21 protein-coding genes and 1 pseudogene are annotated in these 18,183 nt (G+C 60.9%); 13 read left to right on the plus strand and 9 right to left on the minus strand.

Translation table 11 applies throughout. The features are described from left to right. Positions 1 to 398: 398 nt before the first annotated feature. Positions 399 to 1,253: a Tim44-like domain-containing protein gene (locus tag MM194_RS04805; RefSeq protein WP_241342859.1), complete on the plus strand. Its 855-nt coding sequence runs from the start codon at positions 399 to 401 to the stop codon at positions 1,251 to 1,253. 216 nt (positions 1,254 to 1,469) lie between these two features. On the opposite strand, the gene ushA is transcribed toward MM194_RS04805, so the two are convergent. Continuing rightward, complete coding sequence (ushA, locus tag MM194_RS04810; protein WP_241342860.1) at positions 1,470 to 3,140, minus strand: bifunctional UDP-sugar hydrolase/5'-nucleotidase UshA; 1,671 nt, start codon at positions 3,138 to 3,140, stop codon at positions 1,470 to 1,472. Positions 3,141 to 3,400: 260 nt separating this feature from the next. On the opposite strand from ushA, the gene MM194_RS04815 reads away from it, so the two are divergent. Together MM194_RS04815 and MM194_RS04820 are read left to right on the plus strand one after the other, a co-directional pair. Beyond that, entirely contained in the window at positions 3,401 to 3,739 is a 339-nt protein-coding gene (locus tag MM194_RS04815; RefSeq protein ID WP_241342862.1) for a DUF2956 domain-containing protein, read from the plus strand. Between the two features lie 219 nt (positions 3,740 to 3,958). Further along, positions 3,959 to 4,294, plus strand: coding sequence for a hypothetical protein (locus MM194_RS04820; RefSeq protein ID WP_033130621.1), 336 nt, complete (start codon positions 3,959 to 3,961; stop codon positions 4,292 to 4,294). A 76-nt stretch (positions 4,295 to 4,370) separates the two neighbouring features. On the opposite strand, the gene MM194_RS04825 is transcribed toward MM194_RS04820, so the two are convergent. Then, positions 4,371 to 5,777 (minus strand): sigma-54 dependent transcriptional regulator, encoded by a 1,407-nt coding sequence (locus MM194_RS04825; RefSeq protein ID WP_033130620.1) that lies wholly within the window; start codon positions 5,775 to 5,777, stop codon positions 4,371 to 4,373. A 152-nt stretch (positions 5,778 to 5,929) separates the two neighbouring features. Next, entirely contained in the window at positions 5,930 to 6,736 is an 807-nt protein-coding gene (gene fkpA, locus MM194_RS04830; protein WP_241342863.1) for an FKBP-type peptidyl-prolyl cis-trans isomerase, read from the minus strand. A gap of 119 nt (positions 6,737 to 6,855) precedes the next feature. On the opposite strand from fkpA, the gene MM194_RS04835 reads away from it, so the two are divergent. Both MM194_RS04835 and MM194_RS04840 read left to right on the plus strand, forming a co-directional pair. Beyond that, positions 6,856 to 7,824: a hypothetical protein gene (locus MM194_RS04835; RefSeq protein ID WP_241342865.1), complete on the plus strand. Its 969-nt coding sequence runs from the start codon at positions 6,856 to 6,858 to the stop codon at positions 7,822 to 7,824. A gap of 15 nt (positions 7,825 to 7,839) precedes the next feature. Continuing rightward, a complete protein-coding gene (locus MM194_RS04840) occupies positions 7,840 to 8,055 on the plus strand; it encodes a SlyX family protein (protein WP_025328072.1) in 216 nt (71 codons plus the stop codon). 70 nt (positions 8,056 to 8,125) lie between these two features. On the opposite strand, the gene MM194_RS04845 is transcribed toward MM194_RS04840, so the two are convergent. After that, positions 8,126 to 8,764, minus strand: a complete 639-nt coding sequence (locus tag MM194_RS04845; protein ID WP_033130617.1) for a peptidylprolyl isomerase — start codon at positions 8,762 to 8,764, stop codon at positions 8,126 to 8,128. 144 nt (positions 8,765 to 8,908) lie between these two features. Beyond that, complete coding sequence (locus MM194_RS04850) at positions 8,909 to 9,115, minus strand: YheV family putative zinc ribbon protein (RefSeq protein WP_033130616.1); 207 nt, start codon at positions 9,113 to 9,115, stop codon at positions 8,909 to 8,911. A 39-nt stretch (positions 9,116 to 9,154) separates the two neighbouring features. On the opposite strand from MM194_RS04850, the gene MM194_RS04855 reads away from it, so the two are divergent. From MM194_RS04855 to MM194_RS04865, 3 genes are all read left to right on the plus strand, one after another. Beyond that, on the plus strand, positions 9,155 to 9,823 hold the full coding sequence (locus MM194_RS04855; protein ID WP_241342867.1) for a hypothetical protein: 669 nt from the start codon (positions 9,155 to 9,157) through the stop codon (positions 9,821 to 9,823). 143 nt (positions 9,824 to 9,966) lie between these two features. Further along, on the plus strand, positions 9,967 to 10,866 hold the full coding sequence (locus MM194_RS04860; protein ID WP_241342869.1) for a chemotaxis protein CheV: 900 nt from the start codon (positions 9,967 to 9,969) through the stop codon (positions 10,864 to 10,866). A gap of 60 nt (positions 10,867 to 10,926) precedes the next feature. After that, positions 10,927 to 11,910 (plus strand): hydrolase, encoded by a 984-nt coding sequence (locus tag MM194_RS04865; RefSeq protein WP_241342871.1) that lies wholly within the window; start codon positions 10,927 to 10,929, stop codon positions 11,908 to 11,910. Here MM194_RS04865 and MM194_RS04870 read toward each other — a convergent pair. After that, a complete protein-coding gene (locus tag MM194_RS04870) occupies positions 11,892 to 12,899 on the minus strand; it encodes a membrane-associated sensor domain-containing protein (protein WP_241342872.1) in 1,008 nt (335 codons plus the stop codon). The two genes, MM194_RS04865 and MM194_RS04870, sit on opposite strands and share 19 nt — an antisense overlap. An 89-nt stretch (positions 12,900 to 12,988) precedes the next feature. On the opposite strand from MM194_RS04870, the gene MM194_RS04875 reads away from it, so the two are divergent. The 3 genes from MM194_RS04875 (at position 12,989) to MM194_RS04885 (ending at position 14,915) form a co-directional block, all read left to right on the plus strand. Beyond that, positions 12,989 to 13,231, plus strand: coding sequence for a YheU family protein (locus tag MM194_RS04875; protein ID WP_033130611.1), 243 nt, complete (start codon positions 12,989 to 12,991; stop codon positions 13,229 to 13,231). 265 nt (positions 13,232 to 13,496) lie between these two features. Next, a complete protein-coding gene (locus MM194_RS04880; RefSeq protein WP_241342873.1) occupies positions 13,497 to 14,366 on the plus strand; it encodes a phosphoribulokinase in 870 nt (289 codons plus the stop codon). A 15-nt stretch (positions 14,367 to 14,381) separates the two neighbouring features. Then, positions 14,382 to 14,915 carry a DUF4136 domain-containing protein gene (locus MM194_RS04885; protein WP_241342875.1) on the plus strand — a complete coding sequence of 178 codons (534 nt, stop codon included), beginning with the start codon at positions 14,382 to 14,384 and terminating at the stop codon, positions 14,913 to 14,915. A 67-nt stretch (positions 14,916 to 14,982) separates the two neighbouring features. Here MM194_RS04885 and MM194_RS04890 read toward each other — a convergent pair whose 3' ends face one another. Further along, positions 14,983 to 15,282 (minus strand): hypothetical protein, encoded by a 300-nt coding sequence (locus MM194_RS04890; protein WP_033130608.1) that lies wholly within the window; start codon positions 15,280 to 15,282, stop codon positions 14,983 to 14,985. 49 nt (positions 15,283 to 15,331) lie between these two features. Then, positions 15,332 to 15,736: an OsmC family protein gene (locus MM194_RS04895; protein ID WP_033130607.1), complete on the minus strand. Its 405-nt coding sequence runs from the start codon at positions 15,734 to 15,736 to the stop codon at positions 15,332 to 15,334. A gap of 311 nt (positions 15,737 to 16,047) precedes the next feature. On the opposite strand from MM194_RS04895, the gene crp reads away from it, so the two are divergent. Next, positions 16,048 to 16,686 carry a cAMP-activated global transcriptional regulator CRP gene (gene crp, locus MM194_RS04900; protein ID WP_025328082.1) on the plus strand — a complete coding sequence of 213 codons (639 nt, stop codon included), beginning with the start codon at positions 16,048 to 16,050 and terminating at the stop codon, positions 16,684 to 16,686. 144 nt (positions 16,687 to 16,830) lie between these two features. Next, entirely contained in the window at positions 16,831 to 17,631 is an 801-nt protein-coding gene (locus tag MM194_RS04905) for a putative RNA methyltransferase (RefSeq protein ID WP_033130606.1), read from the plus strand. Between the two features lie 14 nt (positions 17,632 to 17,645). On the opposite strand, the pseudogene MM194_RS04910 reads toward MM194_RS04905, so the two are convergent. Then, positions 17,646 to 18,183 (minus strand): annotated as a pseudogene (locus MM194_RS04910) (IS3 family transposase); the annotation flags it as partial.

Raw genomic sequence — 18,183 nt, forward strand, 5'->3', positions numbered from 1 at the left:
GACGGGAATTTTACAAAAGAAACCCCGCCACCGCGAGCGCTAATGCGCGCCATTCACTTCACCCTCCTCCCAGGGGTTGCTGGCGCAGCCCGCGCTCATCGCGCTTCGGGACTATGGGGCGGCCTCACAACACGAGGAAGGGCCACACCAGCACCGGCTCCTGCACCTTGCTTCTCATCTTGTTGCGCAGCCTGCGCACCGTCCGGCTCGGTCGTCTGTTTTTCATAGCGCTTCTCCTGCAAAAGCCCCTGAATGGGGCACAATCTGTTCATGAATAATTCATGCCAAACATGTTAATCATAGTCGCAAGCTGCACCACAAAAAGGGACTGGCAGCCTGCCATGCGCCTCGTACAAGCAGAGCATGCCCCCATCCACATGAGAGTGAAAAGAGTCAAAATGAAAAAGATGCTGACCCTGTTTGCCGTGATCCTGGCCATTGGCCTCGGGGCACCCATCGCCGAAGCCAAGAAATTTGGTGGCGGCAAATCCTTTGGCAAGAGCTACAAGACGGCGCCGGCGCAACCGGCTCCGGCCGCAGCACCAGTGAACGGCAAGAACCCGACCCTGGCCGCGGCGCCCAAGAAAAGCGGCATGATGGGCGGCCTGCTCGGCGGCCTGCTGGCCGGCGGCCTGTTCGCCTATCTGCTAGGTAGCGGCGCCTTCGAAGGTCTGCAGGGCATGGACATGCTGCTGATCGCCATGCTGGCCCTGGGTGCCGTCTTCCTGCTGCGCACCCTGCGCAAGAACAAGGCGGCGACGGCCCGGCCACAGGCCGCCTATGCGGGTTATCAGCCGCCATCGGCCGCACCGCAGCAGTTCGAGCAGAGCCACAGCGCCCCCCAGGCCACCGGTTTTGCCGACAGTGACGTGCCCTTCCGCCTGCCTCCCGGCTTTGACATGAATGGCTTCCTGTCCGGTGCCCGCGATCACTACCGCACCCTGCAAGAAGCCTGGAACAAGAACGATCTGGAGAAGATTCGCGAATACGTGAGCCCGGAGCTGTTCGAACAGCTCAAGGCCGACCGCGCCGAGCTGACCGGCGAGCAGCATACCGAAGTGATGTATGTGGACACCCAGCTGGTTCGTGCCGACTACGGCAGCGACTGGGCCCAGGTCAGCGTGCGCTTCAGCGGCCGCTACATGGACCGTCAGGAGCAGGTAGAGGAAGACATCAAAGAGGTATGGCACCTCGAGCGTAACCTGGCCAAGGACAATGCCCCCTGGCACATCGCCGGTATCGAGCAGCTGTAATAGGCTCAATCCGGTAAATCTCAAAAAGGCGACCTCAGGGTCGCCTTTTTATTTGCGCCCTGGCGCTGAGCCATTTCACTTGGCTCAGGTTACCGCGCCCAATGGCCAGTCATTAATAACAATCTCGTCAATGTAATGATCCGCCATGAATAACACGCGAATAAAAAAGGCAGCCCATGGCTGCCTTTTTTTAATTAGACCGAGGATGCCTGGGTATTATTGGCAACCCGCAGTCGAGGGGGAATTCAAATAACTGACTTCGCCATTGGGCTGATAATCGGCCACCTGGATGGTCTTCTTCAACTCGATGAACTCTTTCAATACGGCGGCATCCACCAGACCGGCATTGATGGTGTTGATCTTCGGATAACCGTCACCGCCAGACGCGCTGAAGCTCGGGATGGCGAAGCTGTAGGTCGCCGCCGGATCGAAGGCCTTGCCACCGACAGTGCTGATGGTCACGCTCTTGGCCTGGCAATCCACCGCCATGCTGATGCCGCCAAACTGGGCATAGCCACCCGTGGTGCGGGTCTTGGTCGCTACCTGGCCCAGGTAGGTCGCCAGCTCGCTGCCCTTCATCTCGGCCTTGTTCACCGTGTTGCCAAAGGGGTGTACCAGCAGCACGCTGCGGTAGCTGATGTCGCCGGCGACGATGGAGTCACGCACCCCACCGGAGTTGACGATGGCAAAGTCGGTGTTCAGCTTCTGCGCCGTGGCGGTGGTGATGAGGCGGCCCAGGTTGGTCTGCTGGCTGCGCACCACGGCCCTGTCCCCTTCCAGCTTGCCGTCGGTGGAGCCGATCACCACGCCGAGTTCCTGCTGCCCTTTCTCCTGATAGCCGAGCAACGTGTTGTACAGCTCAGGATCCTTGGTGATCTCTTCTTGAATGAAGGCACCCTTGCTGTCTTTCAGGTTGACCGGGATCAGGTCGTAGCGGGTGAGGGTTAGTTTGCCATTCTGGTAGTCAAACTGGGCACGGCCCACATACTTGCCCCACTCGTGGGCCTGCATGATCCAGGTGCCGTTCTGCTGATCCGGCTGGCAGTCGTCCCCCGGCTGGAAGTTGGCGTATTTGTCCGGGGTACCCGGCTCCATGCAGACCGGGTTCTGGGAGTGACCACCTATGATGGCGTCCAGGGTGCCGGCCGGCAGCGCGCGCGCCATCTCGACGTCACCAGGGGCATTGCTGCCGTGCTGACCATTTTCGTAGTGGCCCATGTGGGTGATGGCGAAGACCAGATTCGCTTCTTTATCGCTGCGGATCTGCTTGCCAAGCTTGGCGGCCTCCGTGGTCGGATCGCGGAACTCCAGGGTCTGGACGTTGTTGGGATCCACCAGCTGGGCGGTGTCTTCGGTGGTCAGGCCCAGCACGGCAACCTTGAGGCCGTTCTCCAGCTTGAACACCTTGTAGGGGTCGAAGTAGCGCTTGCCGCTGGCCTTGTCGTAGATGTTGGCAGAGATCATGGGGAATTTGGCCCACTCACGCTGTTTTTCCAGGATAGTCAAAGGGTTGTCAAATTCGTGATTGCCCACGGCCATTGCATCGTAACGAATGCTGTTCATGGCCATGAAGTCCGGCTCCGCATCCTGCAGATCCGACTCGGGTACCCCGGTGTTCACGTCACCACCGGAGAGCACCAGCACCTCGCTGCCGGCCGCCTTGGCCTCGGCACGCAGCCTCTCGACCAGGGTCTTTTGGGCCGCCATACCGTATTCACCCTTGTCGTTGTGCCAGAAACGGCCATGGGTATCGTTGGTGTGCAGGACGGTGAGTTTGCAGACATTTTCGCTGCAGGGGGCGACACTTTCATTCTTGGAGGAATTACAACCACTCAGCGCGGCGAGTACAGCCAGTGCGACACTTCCTTTGACAAATTTATAATTCATTTCCATATCACCTTGTTATTTTGTTATTGGACAACCCAAGCCATCGGGTCGGGCGGTAATATAACAAACAACATGTGACGATTTTTCATCGACGACTCACAAATTCCGCTAAATGTGATCACCCACGCAACCTGATTTAGCGTTCTGATATCCAGCCCCTTTTTCAGTGCGACACCAAGTTATTTCGTCGGCCCAAATGGCAGTCTGCGGGAAGCAGTTATGGCATACTTCCCGCCAACCGACGCCAAGGAGCGCCTCGAATGGCAAAGTACGACAAGATTTCCCCCGAGACCCAGCAAGAGGCGATGAAGATCGCCCGCGCCAACCAGAAACCGGGCCAGACCAAGGAGCAGACCCAGCTGATCGCGCAAGGGATCCAGAAGGGCGTAGATGAATACAAGAAGCAGATGAAGGCGCGGGCACGGGAGGCCAATCGCCAGAAGAAACTGCAAGCCAAGGCCAAGTCTCTTCCGCAAGGCGAACAGGAGGAAGAGATCGAAGTCGAGATGATCGAGATCTCCCGCCAGCACCCACTGCCCTGGATACTGCTGGCGCTGAGCTGGCTGGCATTTGCCGGCGCCTGGTTCTGGCTGCGCTGATCCCGGCTCGGGCAAACCTTTGCCCTGGGATCGGCTTCACAGGCCGGGGCAACCAGGCTGGTCATCCCTCACCCGGGCTGAGTAAACTCGCCCCCCATCGTCTGGAGACCCGCCACGGTCGATCTACGCTCAGACGGCGACGGCCCTGACTGCCGTCACCCGCAGGAGGTCGATGAGCTCGGCCTCCTTCAACCTGCCATCATCTGGAGAACTTCCGTCATGAATCCGGCCCCGCTTTATCTGTTGGCCCCCCTGGTGCTGTTCATCGTGACCCTGGTGCTCTATCGCATCTCACCGCTGCGGGCCGTCGCCTCAGGCAGCGCCCGCTGGTTCATCCTGCCCGCCTTCACCCTGTTTATCCTGCTTATCGTCATCAACGGCGCCGCCGATCCCACCCAGCGCAGTCCGGGCTTTCATTGGCTGATGCCCGGGCTTGGCTTTGCCTTGAGCCTGTTCCCCGCGCTGCCCAAGGCCCTGGTGCCCCGTCTGGCCATCAAGGAAGGGGCCTTCGCCGCCCTCGGCCTGATGCTGATGAGCCTGGCCATGGTGTATTAAGCCGTAGGGAGCCTTGGACCGAATCGGTCTCTTGCGATAGATGGATAGAGAGTAAGAGGACTGATCTCCAGCCCTCTCAGCGCTGGCTAGCGTCTTCCCAGCCCTGCTTCTTGCGGTAAATTGTGGAGGGACTGATCTCCAGCAGGGCCGCGGCCTTGGGGATGTTGCCATCACAGCTGGCGATGGCCTGCTCTATGGTCTCCTTCTCCACCAGCCAGAGCGGGCGGATCGGGGCGCTGGGCCGCGCTGGGGGGCTCACAGCATCCACGTCGTCCAACCCAGACGCCGGCACGGCGCCGGCGCGGGCGCCATTGAGGGGCGGCGGCAGAATGTCCGGGCTCACCAGCTCCCTGTCGTTGAGCACGACGATATTGCGCACCACGTTCTGCAGCTCGCGCACGTTGCCGGGCCAGGGGTAATCGAGCAGTACCCGCGCCGTCTCGGCATCGAAATCCCTGAAACGCTTGTTCTCTTCTTTCGCATAGCGCAGCAGAAGATCCCGCGCCAGCAGCAGTATGTCTTCGCCGCGCTCGCGCAGGGGCGGCAGGCCGAGCGGGATCACATGCAGGCGGTAGTAGAGATCCTCCCGAAAGCGCCCTGCCTTCACCTCCACCAGGGGATCCCGGTTGGTGGCGCAGACGAAGCGCACGTCCACCGTCTCCAGCTTGCCGCTGCCGACCCGCTGCAGGGTGCCGGTCTGGATGAAGCGCAGCAGCTTGCTCTGCAGATCCAAGTCCATCTCGCAGATCTCGTCGAGGAACAGGGTGCCGCCGTCCGCCAGGCTGGCCGCCCCCTTGCGATCCCCCTGGGCACCGGTAAACGACCCCTTCACGTGGCCGAAGATCTCGCTCTCCATCAGGTCGTGGGGAATGGCGGCACAATTGAGCGCGATGAAGGGTTGCTCCCGGCGCGGACTGCATTGATGGATGGCCTCGGCACACACCTCCTTGCCGGTGCCGCTCTCGCCGGTGATGAACACGGTCGCCTTGCTCGGCGCCGCGCTCTCTATGATGCGGTACACCGCCTGCATCGGCATGGAGGCACCAATGAAGCCGGCGAAGGAGCTGCGCTCGAAGTTCTCCCGATACTGGGCCACCAGCGAGCTCAGTTGTTGGTGGGTCAGGGCATTGCGCGCGGTGGCGCACAGCCGCTTGCCGTCGAACGGCTTGGTCAGGAAGTCGAAGGCGCCGTGGCGCATCGCCTCCACCGCCACGTCCACCGAGCCGTGGGCGGTGATCACCACCACGGAGCAGGGCAGTTGTTGCTCGGTGATCTGCTGCAGTATGTCCATGCCGGACATGTCGGGCAGCTCCAGATCCAGCAGCACCACCGGTGGCGGGCTCGTCAGCAGCTGCGCCAGCGCCTGCTGGCCACAGTCGGCCAGCAACACCTCATAGCCATCCTGGGCCAGGTACTGCTCATAGACGACCGCCAGACTGCGGGTGTCTTCCACCAACAGGACGCGAGGTTTGCTTTCAGCCACGGGATCCATCCTTGCGATTGATTTTGTTGTCTATTCTGGGGGCTAGCCGCCACACACTCAAGATGTGGCTACCCTATTTCTTCTCCCGCCAACGGCGGGTCGAACCAAGTAAAAACGGCTCCCTGAGGAGCCGTTTTTGTGCAGCATTCTGCTTATTTCTTGGTGTTGTCGCCATCGGCAGCCGGCTTTTCGATGGCCAGCAGCTCGACGTCGAAGACCAGCACGGCGTTCGCCGGGATGGAGCCTGCACCGTGCTCGCCATAGGCCAGCTTGGACGGCAGGAAGAATTTGAACTTGGAACCGACCGGCATCAGTTGCACGCCTTCGGTCCAACCCGGGATCACCTGGTTGAGCGGGAAAGTGGCCGGCTCGCCACGATCGACGGAGCTGTCGAACTTGGTGCCATCGGTCAGGGTACCGGTGTAGTGGACCTTGACGATGTCGGTGGCCTTGGGCTTGGCGCCTTCACCCAGCTTCTCGACCTGATACTGCAGGCCGGACTCGGTGCTCTTCACACCTTCTTTCTTGGCGTTGGCGGCCAGGTACTCTTCACCCTTCTTCAGGTTGTCCACGGCGTCTTTGTCAGCCTTGGCCTTGGTCAACTCGTTGATCTTGGCGTCGTACTGCTGCAGAACCTTCTGGATCTCTTCGTCGGTCATGCTGGCTTCTTTGCCCAGACCGTCGGTCACCCCTTTGAGGATGACGGTGTTATCCAGCTTGATACCCAACTCCTGCTGACGTTCCAGGGTGTTGGCGATATAACGACCCATGGAGAGGCCGATCGCGTAGCCAGACTGCTCTTCAAAGCTCTTGGCTTCAGCCTTGGGGGCCTCTGCCGGCTTGCTGGCTTCTGCCTTCACCTCTGCGGTATTGGCAGCAGGTTTTTCATCTTTTTGGCAACCAGTCAGACCAACGGCAACGGCCGCAGCCAGCAGGGACACCTTCAGAAAATTGTTCATCCGTTTCTCCAAAACTCTAAATACCGCTCTCGGTTCCTTCGTGAAATGAGAGGTTTATCGTGATAAGCGCCTTATACTAACGCCGTGATCGCAGGTAACGAAAGCATGAGACAGGAAAAATGATCAAAAGTGCCATTTATCTCATCGCTATTTGCCTGACGCTGATGGGCTGCAAACAGAGCTCACTTCCCGGCCAGCAGATCCCCCTCGCCAAACAAGGCTTGCTGAGTGCGGATCTGAGCCTCGACGGCAAGCAAGCCATCGTCTCCAGCCTGAGCCAGGGCACGGTGGTGTGGGATCTGGCACAGGGCAAGGAACGCTGGCGCTGGCGTCAGTCCGATGACGACAACGACTTCGTGACCCTCACCCGTTTCTCGCCAGACGACAGCCACGCCATCACGGCCACCCAGCACGCCTTCGCCATCTGGCGCCTGCAAGATGGCCAGTCCCAAGGCTACTACTCGCTTCCTGAATCCAGCCTGAGGGACGCCGCATTGTCTGCCGATGGTCGCCAGGTGCTGATCGGCCGCGCCGATGGCAAGGCGGAGCTGGTGGATACCCGAAGCGGCCGCCGGCTGCAGTTTCTCGGTCATACCGAGCAGGTCAATACGGTGGATCTCAGTGCCAATGGCCGTTACGCCCTCACCGGGGGCAACGACTACAGCGCCTATTTGTGGGACACCCGCAGCGGCCAGGTGATATGGCGCTTCAATCATGGCGGCCGGGTGGTGATGGCGAGGCTGGACTCGGCGGGGCGCTTCGCCTTCACCGCCGACAGCCGTCAGGCCAGCATCTGGGACTTGAAAACCGGCAAGGTGCTGAGCCGGCTGCGGCTCGATCATCGCTTCGAGGTTCATACCAGCGCCCGTTTCGCCAATGACGGCCGTTGGCTCATCACCGGCGCCCCCTCCCGTCAGCTCTCCCTGTGGCAGGTGAGCGACGGCAGCCTGCTGCAACGCTGGCAGGTATCGCCCCATCCCGACGTGAAACCGCCGAGCGCTGTGGTCTATGGCGTGGCTTTGCGCGACAATAGCCACCTCGTCAGCGCCAGTTCCAGTGGCCTGGCCGAAATCTGGACTATCAAGTAAAGGACCAAAAGGCCCATGAGTCAGCAACTTAACGATCGTCTCGAGACCCTGGAAAGCCGTCTCGCCTATGCCGAATACACGGTGGAGCAGCTCAACGAGGAGGTGACCACCCAGGGCCGTGAACTCGACCGGCTCAAGCATCAGATCCAGCTGTTGGTCGACAAGCTGCAGAGCGTGCAACCGAGCCAAATCGCCAGCATGGCCGAAGAGACGCCGCCACCGCACTACTGAGCGCGCTCACGCAAAACCATAAAAAAACCCGCGATAGACGCGGGTTTTTTTATCAAGCCAGAGGCTGAACTCAGTGCTGGTGACCCTTGCCACCGCAACCGCCGCCACCGCAGCAACCGCCGTGGCCCTGGTCATCACCGTGGTCATGGCCGTGGTCGTGAGCGTGACCGCCACCACCGCAGCAACCGCCGTGCTCATGGCCGTGGTCGTGATCATGATCGTGGCCATGATCGTGACCGCAACCACCGGCACCGTGAACGTGGCCGTGGGCCAGCTCTTCGGCGGTCGCGGCGCGAACGTCCTTGATCTCGACCTTGAAGCCCAGGGTCACACCGGCCAGCGGATGGTTGCCATCCACCTTGATGAACTCTTCGGACACTTCAACCACGGTCACCGGACGGTGGCCATCGTCGGTCTCGGCAACGAAAGTATCGCCTTCAGACACTTCCATGCCATCGAACAGCTCGCCAGGCACTTCCTGCACCAAGCTTTCGTCGTATTCGCCATAGGCCTGGGTCGGTGCCAGGGTGACGTCAAACGCCTCGCCCACGCTGCGACCTTCCAGCTCGGCTTCGAGGCCGGCGACCAGATAACGGGTACCGTGCAGATACACCAGAGGCTCTTTACCGACAGTGGTGTCGATGACTTCACCGTGTTCGTCGGTGACCGTGTATTCCAGCGTAACCACGCTCAGGGGAGCTACTTTCATGTCAGGGATCCTGCGGATAGAAAAAACGGGCCCAGAATACCTTAAAAAGGTGGCCAAGCATATGGCAGGGCCCCCTCCGATATGCCGAAAAACTCATCAACCCGGCACCAGGCTGGCTTTCTTTTGGACCTATGAGGTTGACCCCTATTCGGGCCTGAACACCCCGATTACCTGTTCGGCCTCGCGGGTCGCCTTGTCCACCTCGGCCTGGGTCTGCACCTGGGTATCCCCGCAGTCGACACAGGTCACCTTCTCGACTCCATGCTCCATATACAGCATCATGGTGTCCATCTTGCCGCACGCCGGACAAACCGCACCGGCAATGAAGCGTTTTTTACGTCTGGTTTCCATTTTTGTTACCTCCAGGCAGCATCATATCAGGGTTTCACCATGCATCACGCCATCGAATATCAGCATTTTTCCACTCCTCATCTGCAGGTCGGTGCCCGCAAGCGTGTCCCCATGGGGCAACTGCTGCGCGTCACCCAGGGAGCGGCGCTGCTAAGACTCGGCGCTCATGAGCTGTTGCTGACGGCGGGCAGCCACTTCTGGCTCTGCGCCGATGCCCTCGCCGCCTTCACCCCCCTGGCTGGCAGCCACACCGATCGGCTGGTCTGCTCGGTGCGCGTCGATCAACCCGCCCAGGCCGGCTGGTTGCAACCCACCCCGCTGCTGGATGCTTTGCTGGATAGCCTCGCCAGCTGGGACCGGGAACACGACTGGCAAGGAGCCTATGGCCACCGCCTGCAGGTGATCCAGGACGAGTTGCACGGCTGCACCATCCGCTCACAGGCGGATCAGCCATTGCAAAGCGCCTGGCGTGCGCTGCAGGCGGGCGACCTCGCCGCTGGGCAATCCCTCATGACCGCCGGACTGGATCCCGTGGCCCTCGGCGCCCAGTGGCAACTGCTGCAGGCGGTGCGCCTGCTCAGAAGTGGCAGCAAGCCGGCCCAGGTGGTGGCAAAACTCGGGTTCAGGGATGAGGCCGCACTGGCCGAGTCTTGCCTGCACTGGCATGGCCTGACCCTCGACTCCCTGCTGCAGTCCCCCTCGGCCTGAGCCTGATGAGGAAAGAAATAATGGTGAAAGGGATCCAGTTTTGCGGCCCCCGGTCGTTAACAACTGACGGATCATCGCTATCATCATCTTCTATGCTGAACACCGAATCGACCGCCACCGTTTAGATCAACAGGACATCCGCCATGACGAGCAAGGCCAACCAATCCCAGGGCATGTTGCTGTTTCACCTCTCCGCCAGGCAATCCTTCGCCATCGGTACTCTCAAGGTGAAGGAGATAGTCCCCTACACCCAGCTCACCGCCCTGCCCCATTCGCACCCGACCGTGCTCGGTGCCGCCAACATGCGGGGCACCACCATCCCGGTGATCGACATGGCCATGGCGGTGGGGTACAGGCGCATCACCCGGGAGGAGATGGCGCAGTGCTTCATCATCATCACCGACTGCCGCCGCACCCTGGTGGGCTTCCTGGTGCGTGGCATCGACAAGATCACCGAGTGCAACTGGCGTGACATAGAGCCGCCCCCTCCCTCCCTCGGCCAAAACGTGTTCGTGACCGGGGTGACCAAGGTCGGTGAGCAGCTGATCCAGCTGCTGGATGTGGAGCTGATCCTGTCCCGGGTCTATCCGGACGATCCCAGCCACCTCTATCCGGTGCTGACCGACGTGCAGCGTGAACGGCTCAAGCCGATGCGGATCCTGCTGGTGGACGACTCCTCGGTCGCCCGCCGCCAGCTGATGGCGGCCCTCGATTACATCAACATTCCCTACGAGGTGTGCACCAACGGACGCGATGCCCTCAGCCTGATGCAGAGCAAGGTCGGCCAGGGCAGCCCCATCGACATCCTGGTGAGCGACATCGAGATGCCGGGACTGGACGGCTACGAGCTGGCCTTCGAGGTGCAGAGCGATCCCAAGCTGGCGGAGGCCTACATCATCCTGCACACCTCCCTCTCCAGCGAGATCAGCGTGGAGCGCGCCCATCAGGTCGGCGCCCACGAGGCGTTGACCAAGTTCGAGGCCAACGAACTGATCCAGGCCATGTTGCGCGGGGCCGAACACCACGACCGCTTGCCCGCCTGACGAATGTGGCGAGCCTCGCTCGCCGCGCCCTTGACCCGCCCCGTTACCTCGAGCCGTTTCATGTTGACAGAGAGCCACTTCCACGCCCCCTGGTGGGCCCGCAATCCCCACCTGCAAACCATCTTGCCGAAGTGGCTGCGCCGAACGCCAGCCAGCTTCACCTCGGAGCGGTTTGAACTCGCGGACGGGGATTTCGTCGATCTCGCCTGGAGCGGTCCCATCCGCCAGGACGAACGGCCTCTGCTGGTACTATTCCACGGTCTGGAGGGGAGCATCCACTCCCACTATGCCAAGGGGCTGTTTGCCCACCTGCAGCGGCAGGGGGATGAGGCGGTGCTGATGCATTTTCGTGGTTGCAGTGGCGAGCCGAACCGGCTGCTGCGGGCCTACCACTCCGGTGCCATCGAGGATGCGCAGGCGCTGATCGCCGAGCTCGGCCGCCGTTATCCCGGCAAGCCCATGGTGGCTATCGGCTATTCGCTGGGGGGCAATATGCTGGTGAATCTGCTGGCGCGCGGCTGCCCTGCTGAATTGAAGGCCGCCGTGGTGATCTCGGCACCGCTGCAACTGGCCAGTTGCGCCGATCGGGTCAATCAGGGGTTTTCGCGGGTCTATCAGCGCTATCTGCTGCGCACCATGCGCAGCAATTTACAGAGCAAGATCCGTCATCAGGACGCCGCCCGGGCCCGCTGGCAACCGGAGCAGGTCGACCGTATCGCCACCCTGCGCGACTTTGACGAACAGGTCACGGCGCCGCTGCACGGGTTCGACAGTGCCGATCACTACTACCGGACCTGCTCCGGCCTCGATCTCTTGGCCCGGATCCCTATCCCGACCCTGGTGATCCACGCGGCCGACGATCCCTTCATGACCCGGGCGGTGATCCCGACACCGGAACAACTCTCCCCCCTGGTACGCTACGAGCTGAGCCGACGGGGCGGCCACGTGGGCTTCCTGCACGGCACTCCCTGGCGCCCCCGCTTCTGGCTGGAGGAGCGGATCAGCCTGTGGCTGCGGGAACAGACTCAGGCTGCGAGCCGGTAGCAGTTGCGCCCCTCTCCCTTGGCTTGATAGAGGGCGCCATCCACCCGTTCGAGCAGCATGACCAGGCTCTCTCCCTGACGCCATTGGGCTATGCCCTGACTCAGGGTGAGATGAGGCGCCACCTCTGAACCCTCGTGGGGCAGGGCGCGAGCCGCCAGGGTATGGCGGATGCGTTCGGCGACCCGCTCGCCCCCCGCCAGATCCGTGTCTTGCAGCAACACCACGAACTCCTCTCCACCGTAACGGGCCACCAGATCGCCGGACTCGCGCGCGCTCTCTTCCAGACACTCGGCCACCAGGATCAGACACTCATCCCCGGCCTGATGACCGTAGTGATCGTTGTAACGCTTGAAGAAATCCACATCGAGCAGGATCACAGTGAGCGGCGTCTCCAGGGTAGTACCTTGTGCGATGGCGCTCTTGCAGATCTGATCGAAGTGACGACGGTTGGCGAGCCCGGTCAGGGGATCCCGACTGGCCATGGCATCCAGCTTACGCGCCAGCACCAGATTCTCGTGCTCACGCGACACCGCCAGTTCGAACCAGTTGTTGAGCATGCGTCGCCCGGTCTCCAGCACGATCAGCAGCAGGCTGACCATGTTGAAAATAAGGTTGAAGCCCCCCTTCAAGTCGACGATCGAGATGGTATACCCCACCGACGCCCAAGCCATACCCCAGCACAGGCCGCAGACCCACAGAGAGGGTTGCCAGACGGCATGAGGTTGTCGGGATAGCCATAGCCACCCCATTGGTAGCAGCAGACATACGCAAGCCATGGTGATGAGCTGCCACTCATAGGACCAGGGAAGAACGTTGACGAGCAACAGGTGAGCATCCCGAAAAATGTAGAAACGGGTCAGCAAAAACAGGATGGCGATCAGATTGATGACCCAGTACCAGCGCAGCCCGGCTTTCAGGGCGCGCCAGCGGGCCTCGTTCAGGTGCTGATCGAGATGACTGGAGAGGCGGCGCTGCTCAGCAGATAGCATAGACACTCCCGCTTTTGGCCACACAAATCCCTTGCGATTGCGGGTGAGACGCAGACAATATCCACACGCGCGTCACTGAAGATGAAACCATGATTATCCCCTGGCAAGAGCTGGATCCAGATACCCTCAACAACCTGCTCGAGCATTTTGTCTTGCAAGAAGGCACCGAATACGGTGAACAAGATGTCAGCCTGGCCGACAAGGTTGATGAGGTCAGACAACAATTACTACAAGGTAGTGCCGTGCTCGTCTACAGCGAGCTGCACGAGAGTGTCAACGTCGTGCCCAAGGCGACCCTGAGCGGTGCACCGCTGGACGACTACCAAGGGTAACGCCGCGGCCAGATCAGCAATATCTCCCATCAGGGCACAGATGGCCGCCGGCAGCCTATGAACGATGTCAAACGGGAAATGATACGCCAATTGGCGCCCGAGCGGGCCATGCCCGACGCGGGGTGCGACAATCCCTGGCTCCATTGGCACAGGCCCGTCGGTTGCCCGCCTCAGGAGGCCGGCACCTGCGGCAGGGTATCGAAGGGCACTTGACCGCGCTCCGGCCATGCCCTTATAACGGAACTCCCAAGGAAGAGAGAACGCTATGTCGGCCAAGCATCCCATCATTGCGGTTACCGGTTCGTCCGGTGCCGGCACCTCCACCTCCACCAACGCGTTCCGCTCCATGTTCCATCAGCTGGGCTACAAAGCCGCTGTGGTCGAGGGGGACAGTTTTCATCGCTACACCCGACCCGAGATGGACGTGGCGATCCGCAAGGCGCGCGAGCAGGGGCGCCACATCAGCTATTTCGGCCCGGAGGCCAACGACTTCGGCCTGCTGGAGTCTTTCTTTCAGGAGTATGGTCAGAGCGGCAGCGGCCAGTACCGGCGCTACCTGCACAGCTTCGACGAGGCGGTCCCCTTCAACCAGATGCCGGGCACTTTCACCCCCTGGCAGGATCTGCCGGGAGAGACCGATCTGCTGTTCTATGAGGGCCTGCACGGCGGCGTGGTCACCGACGAGCACAATGTGGCCCGCCACGTGGACTTTCTCATCGGGGTGGTGCCCATCGTCAACCTGGAGTGGATCCAGAAGCTGATTCGCGACACCTCGGAGCGCGGTCACTCACGCGAGGCGGTCACCGACTCCATCGTTCGCTCCATGGATGACTACATCAATTTCATCACCCCGCAGTTCTCCCGCACCCACATCAACTTCCAGCGGGTACCGACCGTCGATACCTCCAACCCCTTCAGCGCCAAGGTGATACCCAGCCTGGACGAGAGTATGCTGGTGATCCGGTTTCGCGGTATCAAACAGGTGGACTTCCCCTACCTGCTGTCGATGATCGACGGCGCCTTCATGTCGAGGATGAACACCATAGTGGTGCCGGGGGGCAAGATGGGCTTCGCGATGGAGCTGATCCTGCGCCCCCTGATCCAGCAGCTGTTAGAAACCGGCAAGATCACCTGAGCCAAGGAGCTTATGATGCGCGGTGCACTTCTCTCATTAACCCTGGCGGCCCTGCTGGTGGGTTGCAGTACAGGCCCTGCCGCCCCCACCGTCGAGACGGGCACCATGGTGGTACGCCCGGCGGATAATTGGACCTATGGAGCGACGCCGCGCTATGCGCTGGCGGAGCAGTTCCAGTATGCGGGCAACAGCGCCGCAGGCTGGCTGGAGCCGGTGCAGCAGGCGGTCAGTCGGGATCTCAATGGCAAGGGGTGGCAGAGCGTCCCCCTCGATGAGGCCGACGTCTGGGTGGCCATCGGGGTGGCAGGCAGCAAGGACATGAGCGATGGCGAGATTTTTGCCCGTCTCGGCATGACGCCCGGGCTGCAGGCTGGCGCCGATGCCCGCAAGGGCACCCTGGCCATCATGCTGCTCGACCGCAAGACTCAGCAGACGGTGTGGAGCAGCGCCATCCAGCTCGCCAGCGACGTGCTCATCGACGACGAGACCCGTGGCCAGCTGAGCCAACAGCTCGCCGAGCAGCTACTGGGCGCTCTGCCCGCGCGCTAACCCCCATAACACAACGGCCTGCTCGAAGCAGGCCGTTGTCGATGCACGCTGTTGCACAGCATGACGATTATTTGAGCTCGCAGCTGAGCAGCGTCACGCCTTTTTGCACCAGGGTGGCATGCTTGTCCTGATGGGAGAAGGTGGTCACCCCATCGGAATAGCTGGCGGTATCTTTGGCCGACTCGATGCGGCCCAGCTTGTGATACACCCCGGCGTAAGGGAACTGCACCATGTCGGCCTGGGCATCATAGGTGATGGCCAACATCTCTTCCCCACACTGATACTGACTGTATTGATACTGGGTCGGCTGCGGCATGCTGCAGGCGGCCAGTCCGAACAGGGGAAGCAACATTATCGTCTTTTTCATCGCACTTTCCTTATGTCATGGCGTTATAGACGGGACAAATCACAAACTATCAAGCTTCAACAATTTGATAACTATGGGTAATTTCTACCGCTTTTTCCAACATCAGGGAAACCGAACAATACTTTTCCATCGACAGGTCGACCGCGCGGGCCACCTGCTTCTCGGCCAGCCCCTTGCCGGTCACGACGAAATTGAGATGGATTTTTTCAAACACCCGGGGTACGGACTCGGCCCGCGCCCCTTCCAGCTCCACGTGGCACGCAGTCACGGACTGACGGGCCTTCTCCAGGATGGAGACCACGTCGATGGAGCTGCAACCACCGACCGCCAGCAGGATCATCTCCATCGGGCTGGCACCTTCGCCCGGGTTGGCGCCGTCCAGCATCACTTGATGACCGGACTCGCTCTCGCCCACAAACTTCATGCCTTCCACCCAGCTGACCTTGGCTTTCATCTCACATTTCCTCTAAATGACGACGGTTCTGACGCCCATAGCATACCTCAAGCAGGGGCCGAGTGGCACAGTCCATTATCTTGCGCACTTCCAGCGTAAATAGATCGAAATCAACATCTTCCGACCTCTTCTTGCCTAGAATGGCCGCGATGGCGCGGCAGATCGATGCACAGAATGGACGGTACAGTCCCAAAGCCTTGTCAGCACAGACAAAGGCTCTTATTCTACTGCGACCAAAGACGAAGGAATGGCAGGCTTGGCAACTTGCCCGGACGCACGAGTCCATAAAAAGACACTACAGAGGAAGTCTCATGATCATTGGCAAACCGCAAAGCGATCCCACCCTTGAGTGGTTCTTGTCGCATTGCCACATTCATAAGTATCCCGCCAAGAGCACCCTGATCCACGCCGGCGAGAAGGCAGAAACCCTCTACTACATCGTGAAGGGAACCGTCGCCGTCCTGATCAAGGATGACGAAGGCAAGGAGATGATCCTCTCCTACCTGAATCAGGGGGATTTCCTGGGCGAGATGGGGATGTTCGAAGAGAACGAGAACCCGGAACGTTCCGCCTGGGTACGAGCCAAAGGCGCCTGTGAAGTCGCCGAGATCTCCTACAAGAAGTTCCGCCAGCTGATCCAGGTCAACCCGGACATACTGCTGCGTCTCTCCGGCCAGATGGCCAAGCGCCTGCAGCACACCAGCCAGAAGGTCGGTAACCTCGCCTTCCTGGACGTGACCGGCCGGATCGCCCAGACCCTGCTGAACCTGGCCAAGCAGCCGGATGCCATGACCCACCCGGATGGCATGCAGATCAAGATCACCCGTCAGGAGATAGGCCAGATCGTCGGCTGCTCCCGTGAAACCGTTGGCCGCATCCTCAAGATGCTGGAAGAGCAAGAGCTCATCTCCGCCCACGGCAAGACCATAGTGGTGTTTGGTACCCGCTGACCGGGGGTCTGACGGCCGCGCACAAGCCGTTTAAAGACCACCGCCTGATAAAAAGGCTGCCACGGCAGCCTTTTTCGATCGTCTCCCCTATAATCCCGAACGCCCTTCACCGTTCCGGTCTTCGCCAAGAGAGTATCCAAGCCTATGCACCTTCAATGCCCCCTTTGCCGTGGTGCCCTGCATCTTCACGAAGCCTCTCGTGGGCTCTATTGCGACAACAAGCACCATTTCGATCCCGCCCCCGAAGGCTATCTTGACCTCATTCCCGGCAAGAAAGACCCCAAGGACAGCGACAGCCGCCTACTGATGCGCGCCAAGCGTCACTTCCTGGAGCAGGGCCACCAGCTGCCCCTGGTCGAGGCCATGGCGGCGCTGCTGGCGCCCCTCGGTGAACAGGAGCTGATCCACCTCGGCTGCGGCGAAGGCTACTACTGCCGCGCCCTGGCCGAGCGCCTGCCCGGCTGGCGCTTCGGCGGAGTCGATCTGGCCAAGAATGCCATCTTCGCCGCCAACAAGGCGCAGCCGGAAGGCCACTTCGTCATCGCCGACCCGGCCAGGGCCCCGCTGCAAGCCGGTACGGCCCAGGTGCTGCTGGTCAACGATCTCAAGATCAAGACCGAGCAGCTGGTCGGCTGGCTGGCACCGGGCGGCTACCTGCTCCTGCTGCAACCGGGCCCGCGTCACCAGTGGCAGCTGAGAGTCAGCCTCAACCCGGTGAGCATGGAGCACCCCCTGAGCTGGCCGACCCTGGCCGGCCTCAACCCGGTTGAGCAGCAACGCTGCCAGTTCTCCATGACCATGGATCAGGGGCTGCGCAGCCACGTGCTGGAAACCAGCCGCCTCGGCTGGCGAGCCGGCGGTGAGCAGCGTCACGCCTTCACCCACCAGGGACCGGACGAGCTTGAGCAGGATGTGCTGCTGAGCCTGTGGCAGAAGCCGCTCTGATGACTCCCCTTTGTCTAGTCCTGAAATAGGTTTACACATTTTCGTCTAGCTTCACGTGACTCAGAACCCCCCGATGTACCGCATCGGGGGTTCTGTATTTCAACGCATGATGCGGTCGCTCCAGGTTGTAAATATCCACCGCCTCGCGCACCATCTCCCTCGCTTGCACCAGGTCCTGCGGGCTTTGCAACAGCAACTCACCTTTCAATATCCCGTTCACCCGCTCCGCCAACGCATTCTGGTAACAGTCATATCCGTCTGTCATCGAGCACCGGACCCCGTGCCGTTCATGCAATGACTGATACAACCCCGAGCAATACTGCACGCCGCGGTCCGAGTGATGGATAAGCTCCCCGCCGCCACGCCGTTGCTTCAGTGCGTTCTTGAACGCCATCGCCACCGACTCGGCGTGCATCCCCTCGTGTACGTGATGACCCACTATCTTGCGTGAGTAAGCATCCGTCACCAGGCTCAGGTACAGCGGCCCGCTCCTGGCTGGCAGATAGGTGATGTCGGCGACCCAGACTTGCTCCAGTGCCACCGGCGTGACCT

This window comes from Aeromonas sp. MR16 (genome assembly GCF_022549315.1).
In the GTDB taxonomy this organism is placed as follows: domain Bacteria; phylum Pseudomonadota; class Gammaproteobacteria; order Enterobacterales; family Aeromonadaceae; genus Aeromonas; species Aeromonas aquatica.

Excerpts from the sequence above, each read along its gene's own strand:
- MM194_RS04805 (WP_241342859.1), top strand. The coding sequence starts at position 399 with ATGAAAAAGATGCTGACCCTGTTTGCCGTGATCCTGGCCATTGGCCTC.
- ushA (WP_241342860.1), bottom strand. The coding sequence starts at position 3,140 with ATGAATTATAAATTTGTCAAAGGAAGTGTCGCACTGGCTGTACTCGCC.
- MM194_RS04815 (WP_241342862.1), top strand. The coding sequence starts at position 3,401 with ATGGCAAAGTACGACAAGATTTCCCCCGAGACCCAGCAAGAGGCGATG.
- MM194_RS04820 (WP_033130621.1), top strand. The coding sequence starts at position 3,959 with ATGAATCCGGCCCCGCTTTATCTGTTGGCCCCCCTGGTGCTGTTCATC.
- fkpA (WP_241342863.1), bottom strand. The coding sequence starts at position 6,736 with ATGAACAATTTTCTGAAGGTGTCCCTGCTGGCTGCGGCCGTTGCCGTT.
- MM194_RS04835 (WP_241342865.1), top strand. The coding sequence starts at position 6,856 with ATGATCAAAAGTGCCATTTATCTCATCGCTATTTGCCTGACGCTGATG.
- MM194_RS04840 (WP_025328072.1), top strand. The coding sequence starts at position 7,840 with ATGAGTCAGCAACTTAACGATCGTCTCGAGACCCTGGAAAGCCGTCTC.
- MM194_RS04845 (WP_033130617.1), bottom strand. The coding sequence starts at position 8,764 with ATGAAAGTAGCTCCCCTGAGCGTGGTTACGCTGGAATACACGGTCACC.
- MM194_RS04850 (WP_033130616.1), bottom strand. The coding sequence starts at position 9,115 with ATGGAAACCAGACGTAAAAAACGCTTCATTGCCGGTGCGGTTTGTCCG.
- MM194_RS04855 (WP_241342867.1), top strand. The coding sequence starts at position 9,155 with ATGCATCACGCCATCGAATATCAGCATTTTTCCACTCCTCATCTGCAG.
- MM194_RS04860 (WP_241342869.1), top strand. The coding sequence starts at position 9,967 with ATGACGAGCAAGGCCAACCAATCCCAGGGCATGTTGCTGTTTCACCTC.
- MM194_RS04865 (WP_241342871.1), top strand. The coding sequence starts at position 10,927 with ATGTTGACAGAGAGCCACTTCCACGCCCCCTGGTGGGCCCGCAATCCC.
- MM194_RS04870 (WP_241342872.1), bottom strand. The coding sequence starts at position 12,899 with ATGCTATCTGCTGAGCAGCGCCGCCTCTCCAGTCATCTCGATCAGCAC.
- MM194_RS04875 (WP_033130611.1), top strand. The coding sequence starts at position 12,989 with ATGATTATCCCCTGGCAAGAGCTGGATCCAGATACCCTCAACAACCTG.
- MM194_RS04880 (WP_241342873.1), top strand. The coding sequence starts at position 13,497 with ATGTCGGCCAAGCATCCCATCATTGCGGTTACCGGTTCGTCCGGTGCC.
- MM194_RS04885 (WP_241342875.1), top strand. The coding sequence starts at position 14,382 with ATGCGCGGTGCACTTCTCTCATTAACCCTGGCGGCCCTGCTGGTGGGT.
- MM194_RS04890 (WP_033130608.1), bottom strand. The coding sequence starts at position 15,282 with ATGAAAAAGACGATAATGTTGCTTCCCCTGTTCGGACTGGCCGCCTGC.
- MM194_RS04895 (WP_033130607.1), bottom strand. The coding sequence starts at position 15,736 with ATGAAAGCCAAGGTCAGCTGGGTGGAAGGCATGAAGTTTGTGGGCGAG.
- crp (WP_025328082.1), top strand. The coding sequence starts at position 16,048 with ATGATCATTGGCAAACCGCAAAGCGATCCCACCCTTGAGTGGTTCTTG.
- MM194_RS04905 (WP_033130606.1), top strand. The coding sequence starts at position 16,831 with ATGCACCTTCAATGCCCCCTTTGCCGTGGTGCCCTGCATCTTCACGAA.